This window comes from Miniphocaeibacter sp., from assembly GCF_049276255.1.
GTDB lineage: Bacteria > Bacillota > Clostridia > Tissierellales > Peptoniphilaceae > Miniphocaeibacter.
This window is the reverse complement of record NZ_JBASWB010000073.1, coordinates 1-16,427: the sequence shown is the minus strand read 5'-3', so window position 1 is coordinate 16,427 and position 16,427 is coordinate 1. Positions and strand designations below refer to the sequence as shown.

16 protein-coding genes are annotated in these 16,427 nt (G+C 30.2%); 3 read left to right on the top strand and 13 right to left on the bottom strand.

What is annotated here, in order from left to right; all coding sequences use genetic code 11:
• Positions 1-4 precede the first annotated feature (4 nt).
• Both WAO56_RS09830 and WAO56_RS09825 read right to left on the bottom strand, forming a co-directional pair.
• Positions 5-490, bottom strand: a complete 486-nt coding sequence (locus WAO56_RS09830; protein ID WP_422143493.1) for a PTS system mannose/fructose/N-acetylgalactosamine-transporter subunit IIB — start codon at positions 488-490, stop codon at positions 5-7.
• 19 nt (positions 491-509) lie between these two features.
• Positions 510-2,300, bottom strand: a complete 1,791-nt coding sequence (locus tag WAO56_RS09825) for a glycoside hydrolase family 35 protein (RefSeq protein ID WP_422143494.1) — start codon at positions 2,298-2,300, stop codon at positions 510-512.
• A gap of 363 nt (positions 2,301-2,663) precedes the next feature.
• On the opposite strand from WAO56_RS09825, the gene WAO56_RS09820 reads away from it, so the two are divergent.
• Positions 2,664-3,383 (top strand): GntR family transcriptional regulator, encoded by a 720-nt coding sequence (locus WAO56_RS09820; protein WP_422143496.1) that lies wholly within the window; start codon positions 2,664-2,666, stop codon positions 3,381-3,383.
• Between the two features lie 340 nt (positions 3,384-3,723).
• On the opposite strand, the gene WAO56_RS09815 is transcribed toward WAO56_RS09820, so the two are convergent.
• From WAO56_RS09815 to WAO56_RS09770, 10 genes are all read right to left on the bottom strand, one after another.
• Positions 3,724-4,836, bottom strand: a complete 1,113-nt coding sequence (locus tag WAO56_RS09815) for a M24 family metallopeptidase (RefSeq protein WP_422143497.1) — start codon at positions 4,834-4,836, stop codon at positions 3,724-3,726.
• Between the two features lie 44 nt (positions 4,837-4,880).
• The gene (locus tag WAO56_RS09810) at positions 4,881-6,143 is read right to left on the bottom strand and encodes a benzoate/H(+) symporter BenE family transporter (RefSeq protein WP_422143498.1); all 1,263 of its coding nucleotides are present in this window, start codon (positions 6,141-6,143) and stop codon (positions 4,881-4,883) included.
• A gap of 12 nt (positions 6,144-6,155) precedes the next feature.
• Positions 6,156-7,616 carry a hypothetical protein gene (locus tag WAO56_RS09805; protein WP_422143499.1) on the bottom strand — a complete coding sequence of 487 codons (1,461 nt, stop codon included), beginning with the start codon at positions 7,614-7,616 and terminating at the stop codon, positions 6,156-6,158.
• A 3-nt stretch (positions 7,617-7,619) separates the two neighbouring features.
• Positions 7,620-8,234, bottom strand: coding sequence for a 4Fe-4S binding protein (locus tag WAO56_RS09800; RefSeq protein WP_422143500.1), 615 nt, complete (start codon positions 8,232-8,234; stop codon positions 7,620-7,622).
• 13 nt (positions 8,235-8,247) lie between these two features.
• Positions 8,248-9,258, bottom strand: a complete 1,011-nt coding sequence (gene dmpG / locus WAO56_RS09795; protein WP_422143501.1) for a 4-hydroxy-2-oxovalerate aldolase — start codon at positions 9,256-9,258, stop codon at positions 8,248-8,250.
• Between the two features lie 3 nt (positions 9,259-9,261).
• Entirely contained in the window at positions 9,262-10,140 is an 879-nt protein-coding gene (locus tag WAO56_RS09790; RefSeq protein ID WP_422143502.1) for an acetaldehyde dehydrogenase (acetylating), read from the bottom strand.
• A gap of 14 nt (positions 10,141-10,154) precedes the next feature.
• A complete protein-coding gene (locus tag WAO56_RS09785; RefSeq protein WP_422143503.1) occupies positions 10,155-10,931 on the bottom strand; it encodes a 2-keto-4-pentenoate hydratase in 777 nt (258 codons plus the stop codon).
• A gap of 16 nt (positions 10,932-10,947) precedes the next feature.
• Positions 10,948-11,826, bottom strand: coding sequence for a molybdopterin-binding protein (locus WAO56_RS09780; RefSeq protein ID WP_422143504.1), 879 nt, complete (start codon positions 11,824-11,826; stop codon positions 10,948-10,950).
• Positions 11,827-11,846: 20 nt separating this feature from the next.
• The gene (locus WAO56_RS09775; RefSeq protein ID WP_422143505.1) at positions 11,847-12,656 is read right to left on the bottom strand and encodes a hypothetical protein; all 810 of its coding nucleotides are present in this window, start codon (positions 12,654-12,656) and stop codon (positions 11,847-11,849) included.
• Positions 12,657-12,748: 92 nt separating this feature from the next.
• Positions 12,749-13,531 (bottom strand): IclR family transcriptional regulator, encoded by a 783-nt coding sequence (locus WAO56_RS09770; RefSeq protein WP_422143506.1) that lies wholly within the window; start codon positions 13,529-13,531, stop codon positions 12,749-12,751.
• A gap of 357 nt (positions 13,532-13,888) precedes the next feature.
• Here WAO56_RS09770 and WAO56_RS09765 point away from each other — a divergent pair, with 357 nt between their 5' ends.
• Complete coding sequence (locus tag WAO56_RS09765; protein WP_422143507.1) at positions 13,889-14,332, top strand: DDE-type integrase/transposase/recombinase; 444 nt, start codon at positions 13,889-13,891, stop codon at positions 14,330-14,332.
• A 35-nt stretch (positions 14,333-14,367) separates the two neighbouring features.
• Entirely contained in the window at positions 14,368-14,484 is a 117-nt protein-coding gene (locus WAO56_RS09760) for an IS3 family transposase (protein ID WP_422143509.1), read from the top strand.
• A 386-nt stretch (positions 14,485-14,870) separates the two neighbouring features.
• Here WAO56_RS09760 and hydA read toward each other — a convergent pair whose 3' ends face one another.
• Complete coding sequence (hydA, locus tag WAO56_RS09755; protein ID WP_422143508.1) at positions 14,871-16,235, bottom strand: dihydropyrimidinase; 1,365 nt, start codon at positions 16,233-16,235, stop codon at positions 14,871-14,873.
• Between the last annotated feature and the right edge of the window lie 192 nt (positions 16,236-16,427).

The following is a 16,427-nucleotide window of genomic DNA, read 5'->3' as shown; positions in this document are numbered from 1 at the left end:
CCTCCTACTTAACTTTGCTAAGTAAGGACATAAAGTCCTCTTCTTTATCACCAGGAACCATTTGAGATACTATTTTTACTCCTAAATCATTAATTGCTTTAAAATCTTCGATATCCTTTTCCTCAACATTAATAGACTTTGTAATAGACTTTGTGTTTTTACTTTGTGACATATTTCCAACATTAATTTCTTCTATTGGAACACCTAATTCAATTAATTTTAATATGTAATTAGGTTTCTTTGCTATTATAAATAAACGTTGAGAATCATATTTGCCTGCTACAATATTATTTGCAGCTTTTTCAACAGGTAAGACACTTAATTTCACACCTGAAGGAGTAGCTAATTTTAAGCCACTTTTTTCTATATCATTTTTTGCTACTTCATCATCAACAACCATAAATCGACCTATATTTAATTTCGTTGCCCAAAGATTTGCAACTTGTCCATGGATTAAACGTCCATCTATTCTTACACCAATAATACTCATTTCTTCCTCCTTTTCTTTATTAATTAATATTGCTATTATCTTCTAGCTTTGTAAATAATGGCTTGTCTACTAAATTAATCTCCTCTGAATAAATCCCTTCGGTTTCAAAAATCACTATTTCGTTAATACCTTCTTTGAAAAATCCCCTTGGTATGTATAAAGTGTCCATAGGTCCTCTATTCCAAAATCTACCAATATTATTTCCATTTACCAGGACTATGCCCTTTCCAAATTTGCTAGTATCAATATAACTATCTTTAGGGTTAGAAATATTTAACTTATACTTATAAAAAGCCGGTATGTTTTTTTCCCATTTTTTAGAAAAATCTATATTGTCAATAAGATCAAAGTTAATTACAAACTGCTCCCAATTAAGTATAAAATGCAAATCTGACATAACCCCTGTTCTAATACCTTTTCTCTGAGTATCTGCTAATAATTTATGACCATAATTTACCCTCCCCATATTTTCAATAAGTATGTCTAATTGGTTACTATCCTCCTTTATATTAGTTTCTATATCATCTCCTATTTCCTCTTGATACTGAGTTACTAAATGTTTTCCATTTAAGTATACCTGGGCTCTATCTCTAGCATCTATTATTCTAAATCTTTCTTTGTCTGAGTCTTTCTTTACTCTTGTCCTATATAGCATGTAACCATAATACTGGTCTAGTTTTTCCATATTCAATGGATACTTTGTAGTTGTTTTATGACTTATATCATCTATTACTTCAAATAGGCCTACCTTTTTATACAGGGGAATATTATTAACTTCCATAGATTCTTTTATTAAAGGTTTTCCCTGATTAATATTTGGATACATCTTATGTACTAATTTTTGTATGCCATAATATTTTTCCGTTGGATTTCCCTGTTCATTCAGTGGTGCTCCATAATCGTAAGATGTAATTTGTGGTAAGTCCTTTCTTCCTCTAGCAGAACATCCATTCATAAAACCAAAGTTAGTTCCTCCATGAAACATATATAAATTTATACTACCTAAATTTAAAACCTCTTCTATAGCTTCAAGTAGCTCTTCTGTTTCTCTTTTAACAATAGGCTCTCCCCACCTATTAAACCAGCCATCCCAAAATTCCATACACATTAAGGGCCAGTTTTTTCCATGGTCATTATGAAATTCTTTTAATTCTTTAAAATTCAACCTACCCTTTGAGCCAAAATTTCCAGTTGGTAAAATATCATGTTCTATCATACTTCCAGCTCTTAATGTTGCTAACCAAGACCCATCAGATGTAAATAAAGGAACTTTTACTCCAAATTTTCTCATTAGTTTATATATTTGTTCTAAATATTCCTTATCTTCACCGTAGGAGCCATATTCATTTTCTATTTGCATCATAATAATAGGACCATTGTTAGTAACTTGTAAAGGAGTTAGTATTTTAAATAAAACACTATAATACCTTTCAACATATTCTAAAAACTTAGGATCTGAAGAACGAATTCTACAATCCTTATTTAATAACCAAGGAGGTAGTCCTCCAAATTCCCATTCTGCACATATATATGGTGAAGGTCTTACTATTACTTTCAAATCCATTTTTCCTGCCATTTCAATAAATGCCTTTAAATCTAAAATACCACTAAAGTCAAACTCTTCTTCTTTAGGCTCATGTACATTCCAAGGAACATAAGTTTCCACTGTATTAAAGCCTAGGGCTTTTAAATTATGTAGTGAATGATTCCAGTCTGAAGGATGAATTCTAAAATAGTGAATTGCACCTGATAGTATTTTAAAAGGTTTTCCATCTAGTAAAAAATTTTCTTTAATTTCGAAAGTTGTCATATTATCTCCTATTCTTTTTCTTCTACTCTTAAATGTTCTACTTGGTATATTAATATATTAACCTAGGATATCTTGTTTGTCAACACATTCTTATCTTATAAATAAACCTTATTATATTAAGTTAAGAAAAAGTAATAATTGTTTATTTTTATCCATGATTCATGTTAAAATAGTAGATATGATATATTAATATAATAAGTAAGAATTATTCAATTCCATTATTGACATATAAACTATATCTTCTTTTATTTACTATAATGTAATTGGAAATTGTTAGTTACAATGCTAAAATAACCTACAATACTTAAAGCATTAAGAATTTTAATAAATCTAAAAATATTTAACTATTACAAGGAGGATATTATGGCTCGAATACCAAAATATCAACAGATAAAAAGTGATTTACAACTTCAAATTCAATCAGGAAAGTTTCAAAATGGTGACCGTTTCTATAGTGAAGCTGATTTAATGAAACTATATAACGTTAGTTCTATTACAGTAATTAGAGCAGTAAGAGAATTAACAAATGAGGGCTACTTAGTTAGAAAGCAAGGAATAGGCACCTTTGTCTACCGTTCAAGAAAAAGAAAGTTAGTTGAGTTTTCCGATATAGAATTATTTCCCTTAGAAAAGGATAAGGTAGAAGTTTTAAATATAGAAAAATGTCAAGATGAAAAAATATTAAAGAAACTAGAACTTTCAAAAGAACAATCCTATTATAAAATTACAAGGGTTAGAACCGCAGACAATATACCTTATATTTTTCATACCTCATATATACCGACCGAATATATAAAGGAGGATTATGATAAGCCTTCATATTATAACTCTATTTATCAACGTTTTAAAACGGATTTTAATATTCATATGAATGACCAACTATCAGTAGAAACAAATGAAGTAAAGTTTCCAACACCTGAAGATGTTGCAAAAATTCTAAAAATGGATGTAGATGAACCAACTGTATTTCAAGTAAAAACTACTAGACTAAAATTAAACAACAAAGTCGTTGAATATGTTGAAACCTATAAAAAATGGGACTATTATAAAATAGAATTTTCAACTTTCGAAAATAATAATTAAATAGATTTATTATTTAAGTTAAATCTATTTAATTATTATTTATTACTTCTATTAATTTCTCTTATCCTCAATAGTATTATAGAGTCTAATATTATTTTCTATAATATTTAGTCAATCTAATTTTAAAATTATATTATTAGTAATTATACTTCCTATTTTCTTTTTTTGCTTTTTATCAAATACAAATAGCGGCTCAAGCTAAAAAGCTTAAGCCGCTATTTGTATTGTTTCTTGATTAAGACCATTTTATAAAAAGACTTATTTAACAAAGAGTATTCTCTTAGATTAATTTTTCAAAATCAAAGGAGCTATTCTATACTTATTACTTTCTAATTGTTATTTATAGATTATATATTTTATCATAATACTTTTGTGTTAGATTTACACAACCATCTTTTTTAATTAATATCGTATCAGTTATTCTAGAACCACCTATCTTATATTTAAATATTGTTGGTAACAGTAGATCTATTACCATATTTTCTTTTATAACATGATTAATATCTTTACCAATAATTGGATAGAATTCCGATTGCCTAATACCTACTCCATAACCTAAATGATCTACTATAAACCATTTTGCATATCCCTTTTCTTTTAAATAATCATAAACTAGATCATATATCTCACTACTAGTAACACCCGGAGTTATATACTCTATGGCTTTTTTTTGCGCTTCTTTTAATATATTATATATATCTATTTTTTCTCTTTCTATTTCACCTAAGAAAAATGTTCTACACATTTTTGCAGTATACCCCTTATAAGACGCTCCTAAGTGAACCACAACTGTTTCATTGTCTCTAATAATATTTTCTCCTGCATAAGGATGAACAAGCATCTGTCTATCTTGGGTTAAAACCTGCATTCTAAAACTAGAACCTTGTGAACCAGCTTTTTTCATAGCATAGTCAGCTTCTGCAAGAAGCTCAACTTCTTTCATATTAGGTTTTAAGGCTTTTTTAGCAGCATCCATTCCAATTGCTACATATTTAGATGCTTGCATAATTTTTTCAATCTCGCTATCATCTTTAATAGCACGAATCTTATAACATATTTCTGAAATATCACCTACAACCATTTCTGGTATATATTTTCTTAACATTTGATAATCTTTTAATGAAATAAAATATCTAGTAAAACCTATTTTAATATTTTTGATATTTAATTTTGATATCTCCATTGCAGATATTTCACTTATATTCTCATTAGGAAAATTATATGTAATTACATTGTCTATTCCTGATTTTTCTTTAATGTATTTTCCCTCAAAAGATAGACATATCAATTTTGCTTCTCCTGATGATGGTATTATCATACATCCACCTTCTAAATCATCAACATTAGCAAAATAAATAAGGTTTTCTCTGTCATAAATCATTGCTACATCAATTTGATTTTTTCTTAATTCTTCCTGCAGTTTTAATATTCTAGATTTTAAAGTAAGTTTCACAGCTTCTCCCTTTCCACTATATTATTTACTATTGATTATTTATATTATAGATTTTTCATATTATAGTAATAATTAAAATCATCTCTTTCCATTAAAATAGATATTAAAACTCCCCCAACTAAAGCCCAAAAAGCCGATCCAATTGACAAAATACTAATACCTGATGCAGCTATTATTAATGCAAAAAAAGCCCCTATTCTACATCTTTCTGAACCAAAAGCATCTGTTAACGAATTTAATAAAACATTAATCATTGCTAGCCCAGCAAGCACATTAACTAATTCACTAGGTATCATACTTATAAATGCCATTGTAAAACTACCCAATAATCCAAATATGATAAAACAAATTCCATTTACTATACTAGCAGCATAACGACCTTTTAAATCTTCTCCAGCTTCTGAAGATGAGCATATAGCAGTCATAGGACCGGCTATATTAGCATTATGAGCTCCAACACAACCAGCTGCCATTCCCCCTATTCCACTAATAACTGTCATAGCATTTATAGGCGGTTTATACCCTTGGGCATATAAAACTCCTACAGCTTGTGCATTTTCAGCTCCAATTACCAATGCTGCTAAAGGTACTGCTACAGAAAGAACTGTTGCAAAATTAGGTGATGGCATTACTATTTGTGGTGGTATATAACCTATCGTTCCAATATCCCCATTAAAAGCTCCCGTAGCAATTGCCGCAACCACTCCTACTATCAAAGAACATAATATTGGTGGTGCTTTTTTTATAAACTTAGGTACAATAAAAAAAGCTAGAACAGCTAATCCAGCAACTAAAGGTGATGAAACCGAAGATGTTATTATTCCTGTTCCAAATCTAAACATCGCTCCCACTATCATTCCCATTACAATCGGTAATGGTAATAAATTCATAACCTTACTTATCAAGCCTGTAATTCCTAAAAATAATACTATTAATCCTGCAATTATAAACGCAAATGCCGCTTCATTAAATGTAAAACCTACAAGACTAGTAGCTAACATAGATGCTCCTGGAATGGTAAATGCACCGACTATTGGCATTTTATAGTATAGGGCCATAATAATACTAATAGCACCTCCAAATACATATATTCCAAATAACCAACTTACTATTTGTTCTTTTGTATAACCAACTTCTGTTGCTGCGTTTATAACAACCAAAGCTGGCCCAGTACACCCAAATATAGCTGCTATTATACCTGCTGTTATAGTCTTTGTATTAATGTTTTTTCCTAGGTCTTTAAGACCTGATTTAAAACCAGGTCCTTTTTCCCAAATTGACTCTTTCTTTCTAACACCATTATTCACAAAAAACCCTCCTTAATCGTGTGCTATTTGATATTTATCTAATGTTTTATTATCAAATCCACGTTGTCTTAACCATTTAGGTAGAAGTTCATCATCTACTAATTTACTTACTTCTGGAGCTATTTTAATTAAATATTTAGCTAAGGATTCACTAACATTCATCCCCCCCATAGCACCATCAAATATCACTACTTTATCAGTACCTGTAGTTTTATAAGCAAATTCCATAGCCTGCTCAGTACTTCTAGCTGTTAATGCATAATCCATATAGTGAATATTCATTGAATCCATATCAAATAATTCTGCTTGTTCTTCTCCAACAACTATTGTTGGTATATGTTTTGCAAAAAATTCTGACGGATATCCAATCCAAGCATAATTATGTACACACATTTTTATAGCTGGACTCATTAACGGTATGTCTGAAAGTAGCGGTTTATCATTTTCACCATAAAATGCCTCGGTATACCATGTATATGGAGGTAAAGGTTTTTCTAGATCATATAAATCGATATATGCTCCTGGAAAATTAGCATATATTACTCCTGCTGCAAATACATAAGGAACTGGACAAGGGAAGTCTAAAACAGCAATACATTCATCAATTTTTCCAAATAAGGTCATTGCTTTACCATAAAGTTTACATCCTACTATTGTCGCTCTCTCATTTAATGCATATAAATCATTATCGCTATCAACACCAATTACACCATGAGGACCTACATCTAAAAATGATGCAAATGCAAATTTGCTTTGGACAAATTCTGAATCAAAAATCGCACGTGCTGTAAAATTAGCAGCCCTAGGTCCTAAATTTTGATGATACGTACTACGTGTTTCTGCTCTAGCATATGACATACCAAAAGGTTTTACCGCTTTATCTACTTGCCTATGAAAATGAACTTCTCTTACATCTGAATGATGTGCATGAACAATCCAATCTGCATCATATACTCTTTTTAGTCCATACAAGGTTCCTATTTCTGTTTCTATAGGAATGCCTTGATCTATTGGGGCTACTCCTGCTACTTTATTTTTATAATATTCATCAAGATGGTAAGATTTCATATATTCTTCTGTTTCACGAAACCTCATTCCTACACCAGCTCTTAATCGAATATTTTCACAACCTGTTTTTTCAATGATAATATCTCTAATACACCTCAACAGAATAGCATAGGGTTCTCCACCAAGTAGAGTAAAACCATGATGACTTGCAAGAACATTCACACTATGTTCTGGTTTTATCATACTCATATCAATTTTTCTTAAAGATTCATAAGCAGCCTTCTTGATATTTTCAAACGCATCTTCCTTACCTGGATAAATTACATCCGGTAGATCAGGAAAAAGTTCTTTTAACATCAGGGAACACATTCCTGGCAGTTCAGATACTCTTGTTTTTACTAGCTCTGGTGCTACTCCATATTGAGATTTCTTTGGTGCTATTGGCTTTATAGGTGCCCTAAACATACTTTATTCTCCTTTCTCTTTTCTTGCAGATGCAACTCTTTCAAATAGTTCTTTATCTTCATCAAAGTAAAATCCTTTATTTGCATATTTTTCCTTTACTTCATCTGTTAAATCCCAGGATGTTGGTGTTATTCCATACCACTGCCATCCACCTTCTATAGGTTTTAATTCTATTCCTGCTGCATGAATAATTCTCAAAAGTGGTTGAATGCATTCTATAGTACAACCTGTTCTTATACCTGTTCTACTTGATATTTCTTCTGGTGTACGTGCACCATCTAATATTGCTGCTGCAACTTCTTCTGCTCTAACTCCTGTACAATAGCATAATATTTGTTCTGGATTCATATGTGCATTCATGCAGATTTCTTCAATTTTTTCTTTATCAAACTTTTCAACATCAATCCCCACTACAAAAGGTTCTTCTCTTTTCACCATTTCTATAGAATGAACGGGACACCTACTTTCGCAATTAGAACATCCTCTACATTTATCTTCATCAATTATAGCTTTACGATCAATAATTTTTATAGCTAATACCGGACAAATTTTCTCACAAGTTTTACATCCTGTACAAGTATTTAAATCCACTTTTGCTACTAAAGTTACATTCTTCAAAATTATTACCCCCTTATTGTTTTTTTGTTGCTAATTCATATGCTACATCAACTATCATATCCTCTTGTCCCCCTACCATACCTCTCTTTCCTAATTCTACTAAAATATCTTTTACTTCAACATTATATTTTTCGGATGCTCTTCTAGCGTGTAATAAAAAACTAGAATACACTCCTGCATAACCAAGCATTAAAGAATCTGTTCTTATTATTTGTGGTCTGTGCATTATTGGTTCAACTATATTCTCTGCTACATCCATAAGTTTATATATGTTAATATCATTATCAAAACCCATACGTTTTAATACTGCACATAATACTTCTATTTGCGTATTACCAGCTCCTGCTCCTAAACCCCTACAAGTACCATCTAGATAACTTGCACCTTCAGATGCCGCTGCTAACGAATTCCCCATTGCTAATCCTAAATTATTATGAGAATGAAATCCTATAGGTGTATGTAAATTATTAACTAGCGTAGAAATCTTTTTACGTACTTCATCTGGAGTCATATAACCTGCTGAATCAGCAATATTAATATAATCTACCCCCTCTGCTTCAAAAATTTTTGCTTGTTCTAAGATATCATCGGCGCTACTCATATGACCCATCATTAAAAATCCTACAGTAAATAATCCTCTTGATTTAGCATAACGAATATGTTGAATAGATATATCAGCCTCAGTTACATGTGTCGCAACTCTAACAGCATCAATTCCAACATCTTCTGCTTTTTTTAAATCTTCAATAGTTCCAACACCTGGTAATAATAAAATAGCTAACTTTGCATTTTTTATTTCTTTTCTTGCTGCTTTAATTAACTCTAATTCAGGTACCTTATTAAAACCATAATTAATCGATCCCCCCCCTATTCCATCTCCATGACTTATTTCTATTAAATCAACACCTGTACTATCTAATCCTCTCGCTATTTTACTGACTTGATCAACTGTAAAACTATGACTTACAGCATGACTACCATCTCTTAAAGTTGTATCTACAATTTTTATTTTTTGTCTTTCCATAAATTATTTACTCCTCACTAAAATATCTTTTGCTAATTTTTCTGCTACTTCTATCGCTGCTTGATTAATAATATCTAAATTCCCAGAATATTTTGGAAGAAAATCTCCAGCTCCTTCTACCTCTACTATTACAGTAACTTTATTTCCTTCTATAACAGGAGGAACTCTTAATCTATAACCTGGCACATATTTTTGAATCTCTTTTACTATATCGTTTACAGACTCTATAATCTTTTTATCATCTGGATTCTTTACTAAAGAGTAAATAGTATTAGTCATAATCAATGGAGGATCAGCAGGATTTAAAACTATAATTGCTTTCCCTTTATCTGCGCCTCCTACTGTTTCTAGCGCTTTAGCTGTTGTTTCAGTAAATTCATCTATATTAGCTCTTGTTCCTGGTCCAGCACTTTTAGATGAAATACAAGAAACTATTTCTGTATACTCAGAATTAGCTACTCTATTAATAGCATATGCTATAGGGACTGTTGCCTGCCCTCCACATGTGACCATATTAAAATTAGTAGTACTATTACTTAATGAGTCTAAATTGGCACATGGAACAACATATGGTCCAACAGCTGCTGGAGTTAAGTCAATAACTAACTTCCCAGCTTCTTTTAGTATAGGGGCATTTTTTAAATGTGCTCTAGCACTAGTAGCATCAAATACAATTTTTATCTCTTTATCTTTTGCGACTGCATTAACACTTTCTGTAGAAGTTTCAAAACCAAGTCTTGCTGCTCTTTTAATTCCTTCTGATTCTGATATTCCTGCCATCATTTTCATTTCTAAATAATTACTCTTCATTACTTTATACATAAGATCTGTACCAATATTTCCCGGTCCTATTATCCCTACTTTTACTCTTTCCAAAATCATCATTCTCCTTTTTATTATTTACTAAATCTCACTCCTACTGAACCCATTCCATAAAAACTAATATTGAAAAAATCTCCCTCTTTTGCTGGCTGAGCTGCCGTAAGAGCACCCGATAAAATGATTTGACCCGCTTCTAATCCAATATCAAATTCAGCTAATTTATTAACTAACCACATTACTGAAGCCGCTGGGTTTCCAAGCACTTCAGCACTTACACCACTATTAATTAGTTTCCCGTTTTTTTCTAAAGTCATACCTGTTAATTTCATATCAATTTTCGATATCGGAGTCATACCTGAACCTAAAATTAACCTAGCACTTGAACCATTATCAGCAACAGTATCTTGTAAAGTAATTTCCCAATTTTTTATCCTGCTATCAACAATTTCAATAGCTGGTGCAACCCATGAAGTTGCATTGTAAACATCTGCAATTGTTATATTGGGCCCTTTTAATTCTTTTTTTAAACAAAACGCCAACTCTCCTTCAACTTTAGGTTGACAAAGTTCACTAATTGAAATATCTTGTCCTTCTAAAACCACCATTGAACTTGTGATATGACCATAGTCCGGCTCATTTACACCCAGTAGCTCTTGCATAGCAACACTTGTAAGACCAATCTTCATACCTACAACCTTTTCTCCTAATTCTATTTTTTTACTTATATTATGTAATTGAATTTTATAGGCATCTTCTGTAGTTAAATTCGGCATTTTTTTTGTAATTGCTTCAATCTGTTTACTATTTTTTTCAGATTCATATAAACTATTTGCTAAATTTTCTAAACTCATATACTATCCTCCTCTTTTAGTGTTTCCAAATTAATTTTTCTCTCAACTTTGAAGCTATTTGTTCTGCAATTATTTCTTTTGAACATTTATTCATAACAGATTCTACTAAAGAATCTGCTACTAATCTAACCTCATCATTTGGTCCTGGTAACGCCACTAATATAGTAGGTCCCACTTTCCCTACTGCTATTCTTACGCCATCCTTAACATGCCTACCCATACCTTTTTCAAATTTAACTATATAAGGAGTTGCAGCCGTGGGATCTAGTTTTAAAATACTCTCTATGCTTTTATCTTTATCTTCAGCACCTACTCCTCCTGTAGTAATAATTAGTCCAAAAGCTTGATTAATAGCATCATTTAATTTATTAACCATATCATATTCATCATCTTCGATTACTGATCCTTTTTTTACTACATATCCTCTCTTTTCTAAAAGTGTCATTAAAAAAGGTGTATTTGTATCTTCGATCATATTATCCCTTAGCTCAAAACCTGTAGGAAATACTATTGCCCGTTTCTCTATATGTGATAACATGTCGTCTCTAATAACATTTATATTTGATACAATCTCTTGTGATTTATTTTCATCTATACAAATCATTCCTAAAATTCCATTTGAATGTATAAATGTATCTTCATAAGTAATTACTCCATCTAGCTTTTTAATAGCATTAAGTAATTTTTGTTCTTTTCCTATTATATTTTTTTCTGGAATATTTTTTTCTAAAATATCTAATGTAATATGATTATCCCTTACATCAACAACTAAAACCTTTTCTTCGGATATATTTAACACGCTAGCAACTGTAGAAGCTAGTTTATTAAGATTAACATCCTTAAGTTTTATATTGTTAATCCAAAGTTCAGTTTTTTCTAATAAATCTAATCCCATTTTTACCTCCTTCTAAGGTTTTAAATTTTTTCTTTTATAACATTAATTTTCATATCTAAAATTGGTGCATCTACAATTTCTTTTCCAATACATAAAATATCTGGAGCATAATTGTCTACAATAAATTTAATATTATCTAATTTTACATTTCCAGCATATGCAACTTTAATTTCTTTATATTTATCTATCTTTTCCAATTCTTTTTTACATTTTTCTAAATCTAAAAGGTCTCCTGTATCAACCATTAAAACATTGGCCCCATATTTAATAGCTTGTCTAGTTTCTTCTTCAATACTTTCATACATTCCTCTAATCTGTACAACCTTATTTAATTTATTAAATTTACTAGCTTCTTTTAATACATCTGGTATACTTCCAAACATATTTATATAATTCTTGTCTAAATATAACATCGGGCTATCCAATATTCTAAAAGAAGCACCTCCTGTTACTATAGCTTCTCTTATATTGTTTTTTATTTCTGGAGGCATTTTCTTCCATGACCCTGATACTATTTTTACCTTATTATTTGCTAACTTCACTGCATAATTTGCTGCTGTAGAAATCCCTGAATATTTAGAAATCGTTCCTATAAGTTTTTCCTCAATCAATGCTATGTTTTTAGGATTTGCTATTATCCTACATATACACTGCATTTCCTCTACTCTGTCACCATCTTTCTTTAAAAATTCTAATTCTGCTTCCATATCTTTAAAACAATCTCTAGCATTTTTTATTCCAGATAGTATTCCTTTTCTCTCAACTATTAATTCTGCTAAATACTTCTTATTCATTAAACTACTAAATAATTCATCTCTAATATCAATCATTTTCCCACCATTCGTTATTACCGAACTGCGTTCGTATTTTTTGAGTTGTTTTTCGCACCTTCTTTTTGAAGGTACGAAATTATAATTAGCTATCAAAATTTTATCCCTTGTCTAAATGAAATTTCATCTGCTATTTGTTTTATATCTTTAGCTATATCTTCAATGATATCTTCAGTTATTTGTGAAATTGAAGCTGATACACTAATAGCTGCTATAGGCTTTTTATCTACACCGAATATCGGTGCAGCCACACATCTCAAACCCATTTCAACTTCTTCGTTATCAACAGCATATCCTAATTTTTTAACTTTATTCCATTCTTTTTTTATATCGGTGTTTGATGTTAAAGTATTTTTAGTTAGTTTTTCAAAATCATTTATCTCTAATATTTCATTTTGTAATTTTTCATCTAAAAAAGCTGCTATGGCTTTTCCAACACCACTACTATTACTTGGAGCTTTCTTTCCCAGCTGAGAATAAATAATTACTGAATCTGGAGAATCTTTTTTATATATATATACTATATTCATATCATGATATATAGCAGCTAGATGTACTGTTGAAGAATATTTTTTAGATAAAAATTCTGCTCTTTCTTTTACTTCATTTTCTAAATTCATTCTCCTATGTGTGAGCATTCCCAACTCAAATAACTTTATTCCCAATTTATATCTCTTATTATCTATGTTTTGTTCTAAAAAATTATTTTGTACAAGAGTATTTACCAAGCCATATACTGTACTCTTACTTAAATTCATCATTTCAGAAATTTCTTTAATTCCTAACTCTTCACGTAATCCAGTAAAACATTCCAGTATCTCACATGCTCTATCTACTGATTGTACCACAACTCCATTCTTATTTTGTCCAGCCACAATTATCACTCATAAATCCTTTTCATCTTATTGATGAAATTATATCATCACATAAAAATATAGTCAAATATATTTTAGAGACTAATCCATTAAAATGAGACCTAAATTTAAAAACTTATAAACTAAATTGTGTGCACCTTTCGAAATTGAACAGCTGAAGCCTAAACTAATTTTTCATATTTTCACTCCTTGTTTATTACTATCAAAATAAACCTGTATTAAATAAATCCAACTTGAAATTAGTAGAGCAAATAAAAGAAATATTTAGAAAGAGTAAAAAAACTATGGAACTAGAAAAACAAAGAAAAAGCTAAGAGTACTAGACATCAAGTTTCTAGACGGAAAATATCTAAAATTATGCAGGAAAATAGTTTAGTTTCTAATTATGCAGTAGCACAATATAAAGTACATAATTTAAAATGTAATGAATCAAAAATAGAAAACATATTGTATAGAGAATTTAATAAAAGGGATAACTTAGAAGTCATAGTAAGTGATTTAACATATGTAAGAGTTGGAAAATCTTGGAATTACATATGCTTACTAATTAATTTATACAATGGAGAAATCTTTGGCTATTCCGTAAGTAAAAATAAGGATGCGAAATTAATTGAACAAGCTCTTCTTAGTTCTAAATACTCATTAAGTAAAATACAGTTATTTCATTCAGATAGAGGAAGTGAATATGATAACAAAATAATAGACAAACTTTTAAAAATCTTCAAAATAAAAAGATCTTTAAGTAGAAAAGGCAATCTTTATGAGTGTCTGCCCCAGCATAGTGAGGGTACAATGCAGTAAGCGAAGCGACTAAAAAAAATTAAAAAACCGAATTAATTTACCAATATAAATTTAAGAATTTAGAGCAATTAAAATATGAATTTGAAAAATACTTTTGTTGGTATAACAATGATAGAATATACAGTTCTTTAGCATATCTAAGCCCTATATAATACAGAAAATTACATATTACAAGTTGAATTTCTATAAATAGATAAAAATATTTTCAAGGTTTAGGCTATGGCAAATTATGTCTTTTAATTTGGGCAAGGCCTTTACCGTAGACTAGTTCTTGAAAATATTTTATAGTTGTTAAGAAATTCAAGGAAGTGTTTAACATGAAATTGTCTAAAAAAGGGTTGCCATACAACTATATAATATTTAATCCCATTTTATATGTTATAAACTACTGTTATCCATAAGGACATCCTTTGTCTTATTTATCAATTGGCTAGACTGCTTTTATTGTAACATCGGAGATTTTTTTAACTATTAATTCTATTATATTTAGACATAGAAAAACCCCAAATCCAATTTCGGATTTAGGGGTCTACTAAGTCTAAAATTTACGTTTTATAAATTTTCCGTATCCATTTTCAACTTTAATTTCATTATTCTCTACTACTACTTTACCTCTTACTATAACTGTATCGACTTTAAAATCCACTTCAAATCCTTCATATCCTGTATAGTCAACAGAACTATGTCTATTGGATTGGGAAATTGTATATTTTTCTTTACTATAGATTACTAAGTCTGCATCTGAGCCAATTGCTAAACTACCTTTTTTTGGATAAAGTCCAAATATTTTAGCTGGATTATAAATTAACTTATCTATTAGTGTATTTAAACTTATATTTCTTTTTTGTCCTTCTGTTAAAATAATTTCCATTCTTTCTTCAACACCTGGTGCTCCTCCCGGTACCTTTTTAAAATCTTCCTTATATTTTAATTTATGCTCTTTAAACATAAAAGGACAGTGATCTGTTGCAATAACATCTACATCCCCATTGGCAATACCTTCCCATAAGGCCTCAACGTCTTTATTTGTCCTTAAAGGAGGTGCCATTATATATTTTAACCCTTCTATAGGATCCTTGTATTTTTCTTCGGTTAATGTTAAATACTGAGTACAGGTTTCACAAAAAATATTTTTTAAGCCATTTTTTCTAGCTTTTTTTATTTCTTCCAAGCCTTCTGCTGTAGAAGTATGAACAATGTATAATTTAGGGTCTCCTGCTATTTTAGATAAATATGCAAGACGGGAAATTGCCTCGGCTTCTGTTACGTTAGGTCTTGTTTTTGCATGATAAATAGGTTCAAAGTGGCCTTTTTTTTCAGATTCTTCCCTTAATAGTTTTATTGAGCCATCATTTTCACAATGAACACAAATAACCGTTCCTGTTTCCTTTGCTTTTTGCAAGACCTTTAATATTTGGTCATCTTCTAATTTGCCACCATAAGTTGTATATAGCTTTATACTTACTATTCCCTCATTGAAAAGCTTTTCTATTTCATCAACCATTTCATCTGTTGTTTCTTGCATTACACCATGAAAACTATAGTCTATTATTGGTTTTCCTTTGGATATTTCAAAATATTTATCTACCATTGACTGTAGTGAAGAACCTCTTTCTAGAAAACCTATATGGTCAACAACTGTTGTTGTGCCTCCAAAAGCAGCTGCTTTTGGTCCTGCTTCCCAATCATCGACAGCAACAAACTCTCCTAAATCCAAATCAAAATGAGTATGGACATCTATTCCACCAGGTAACAATAATTTACCACTACCATCTATAATTTCATCAGCTTTTATATTTAAATTATTACCTATTTTCCTTATTTTTTCTTCTTCAATATATAGATCTGAAATAAATTCATCTTTTCCATTACATACTTTAATGTTTTTAATTAGTAAACTCATTTAATCACCTTTCTTTCTTTACAGTAATATTATATCACCAATTTAGGCATAAAAAAAAGCCAACAAAATGTTGACTTTTCTTATATTTATTTTTCCATTTCTTCTCTTTCAGCTTGTTCCTCAGCTAATGTTTTTTGAGGTAAGACTAAGTTTAATGTAAATACTATTATTGTAGCTAATATTACCGGAGAA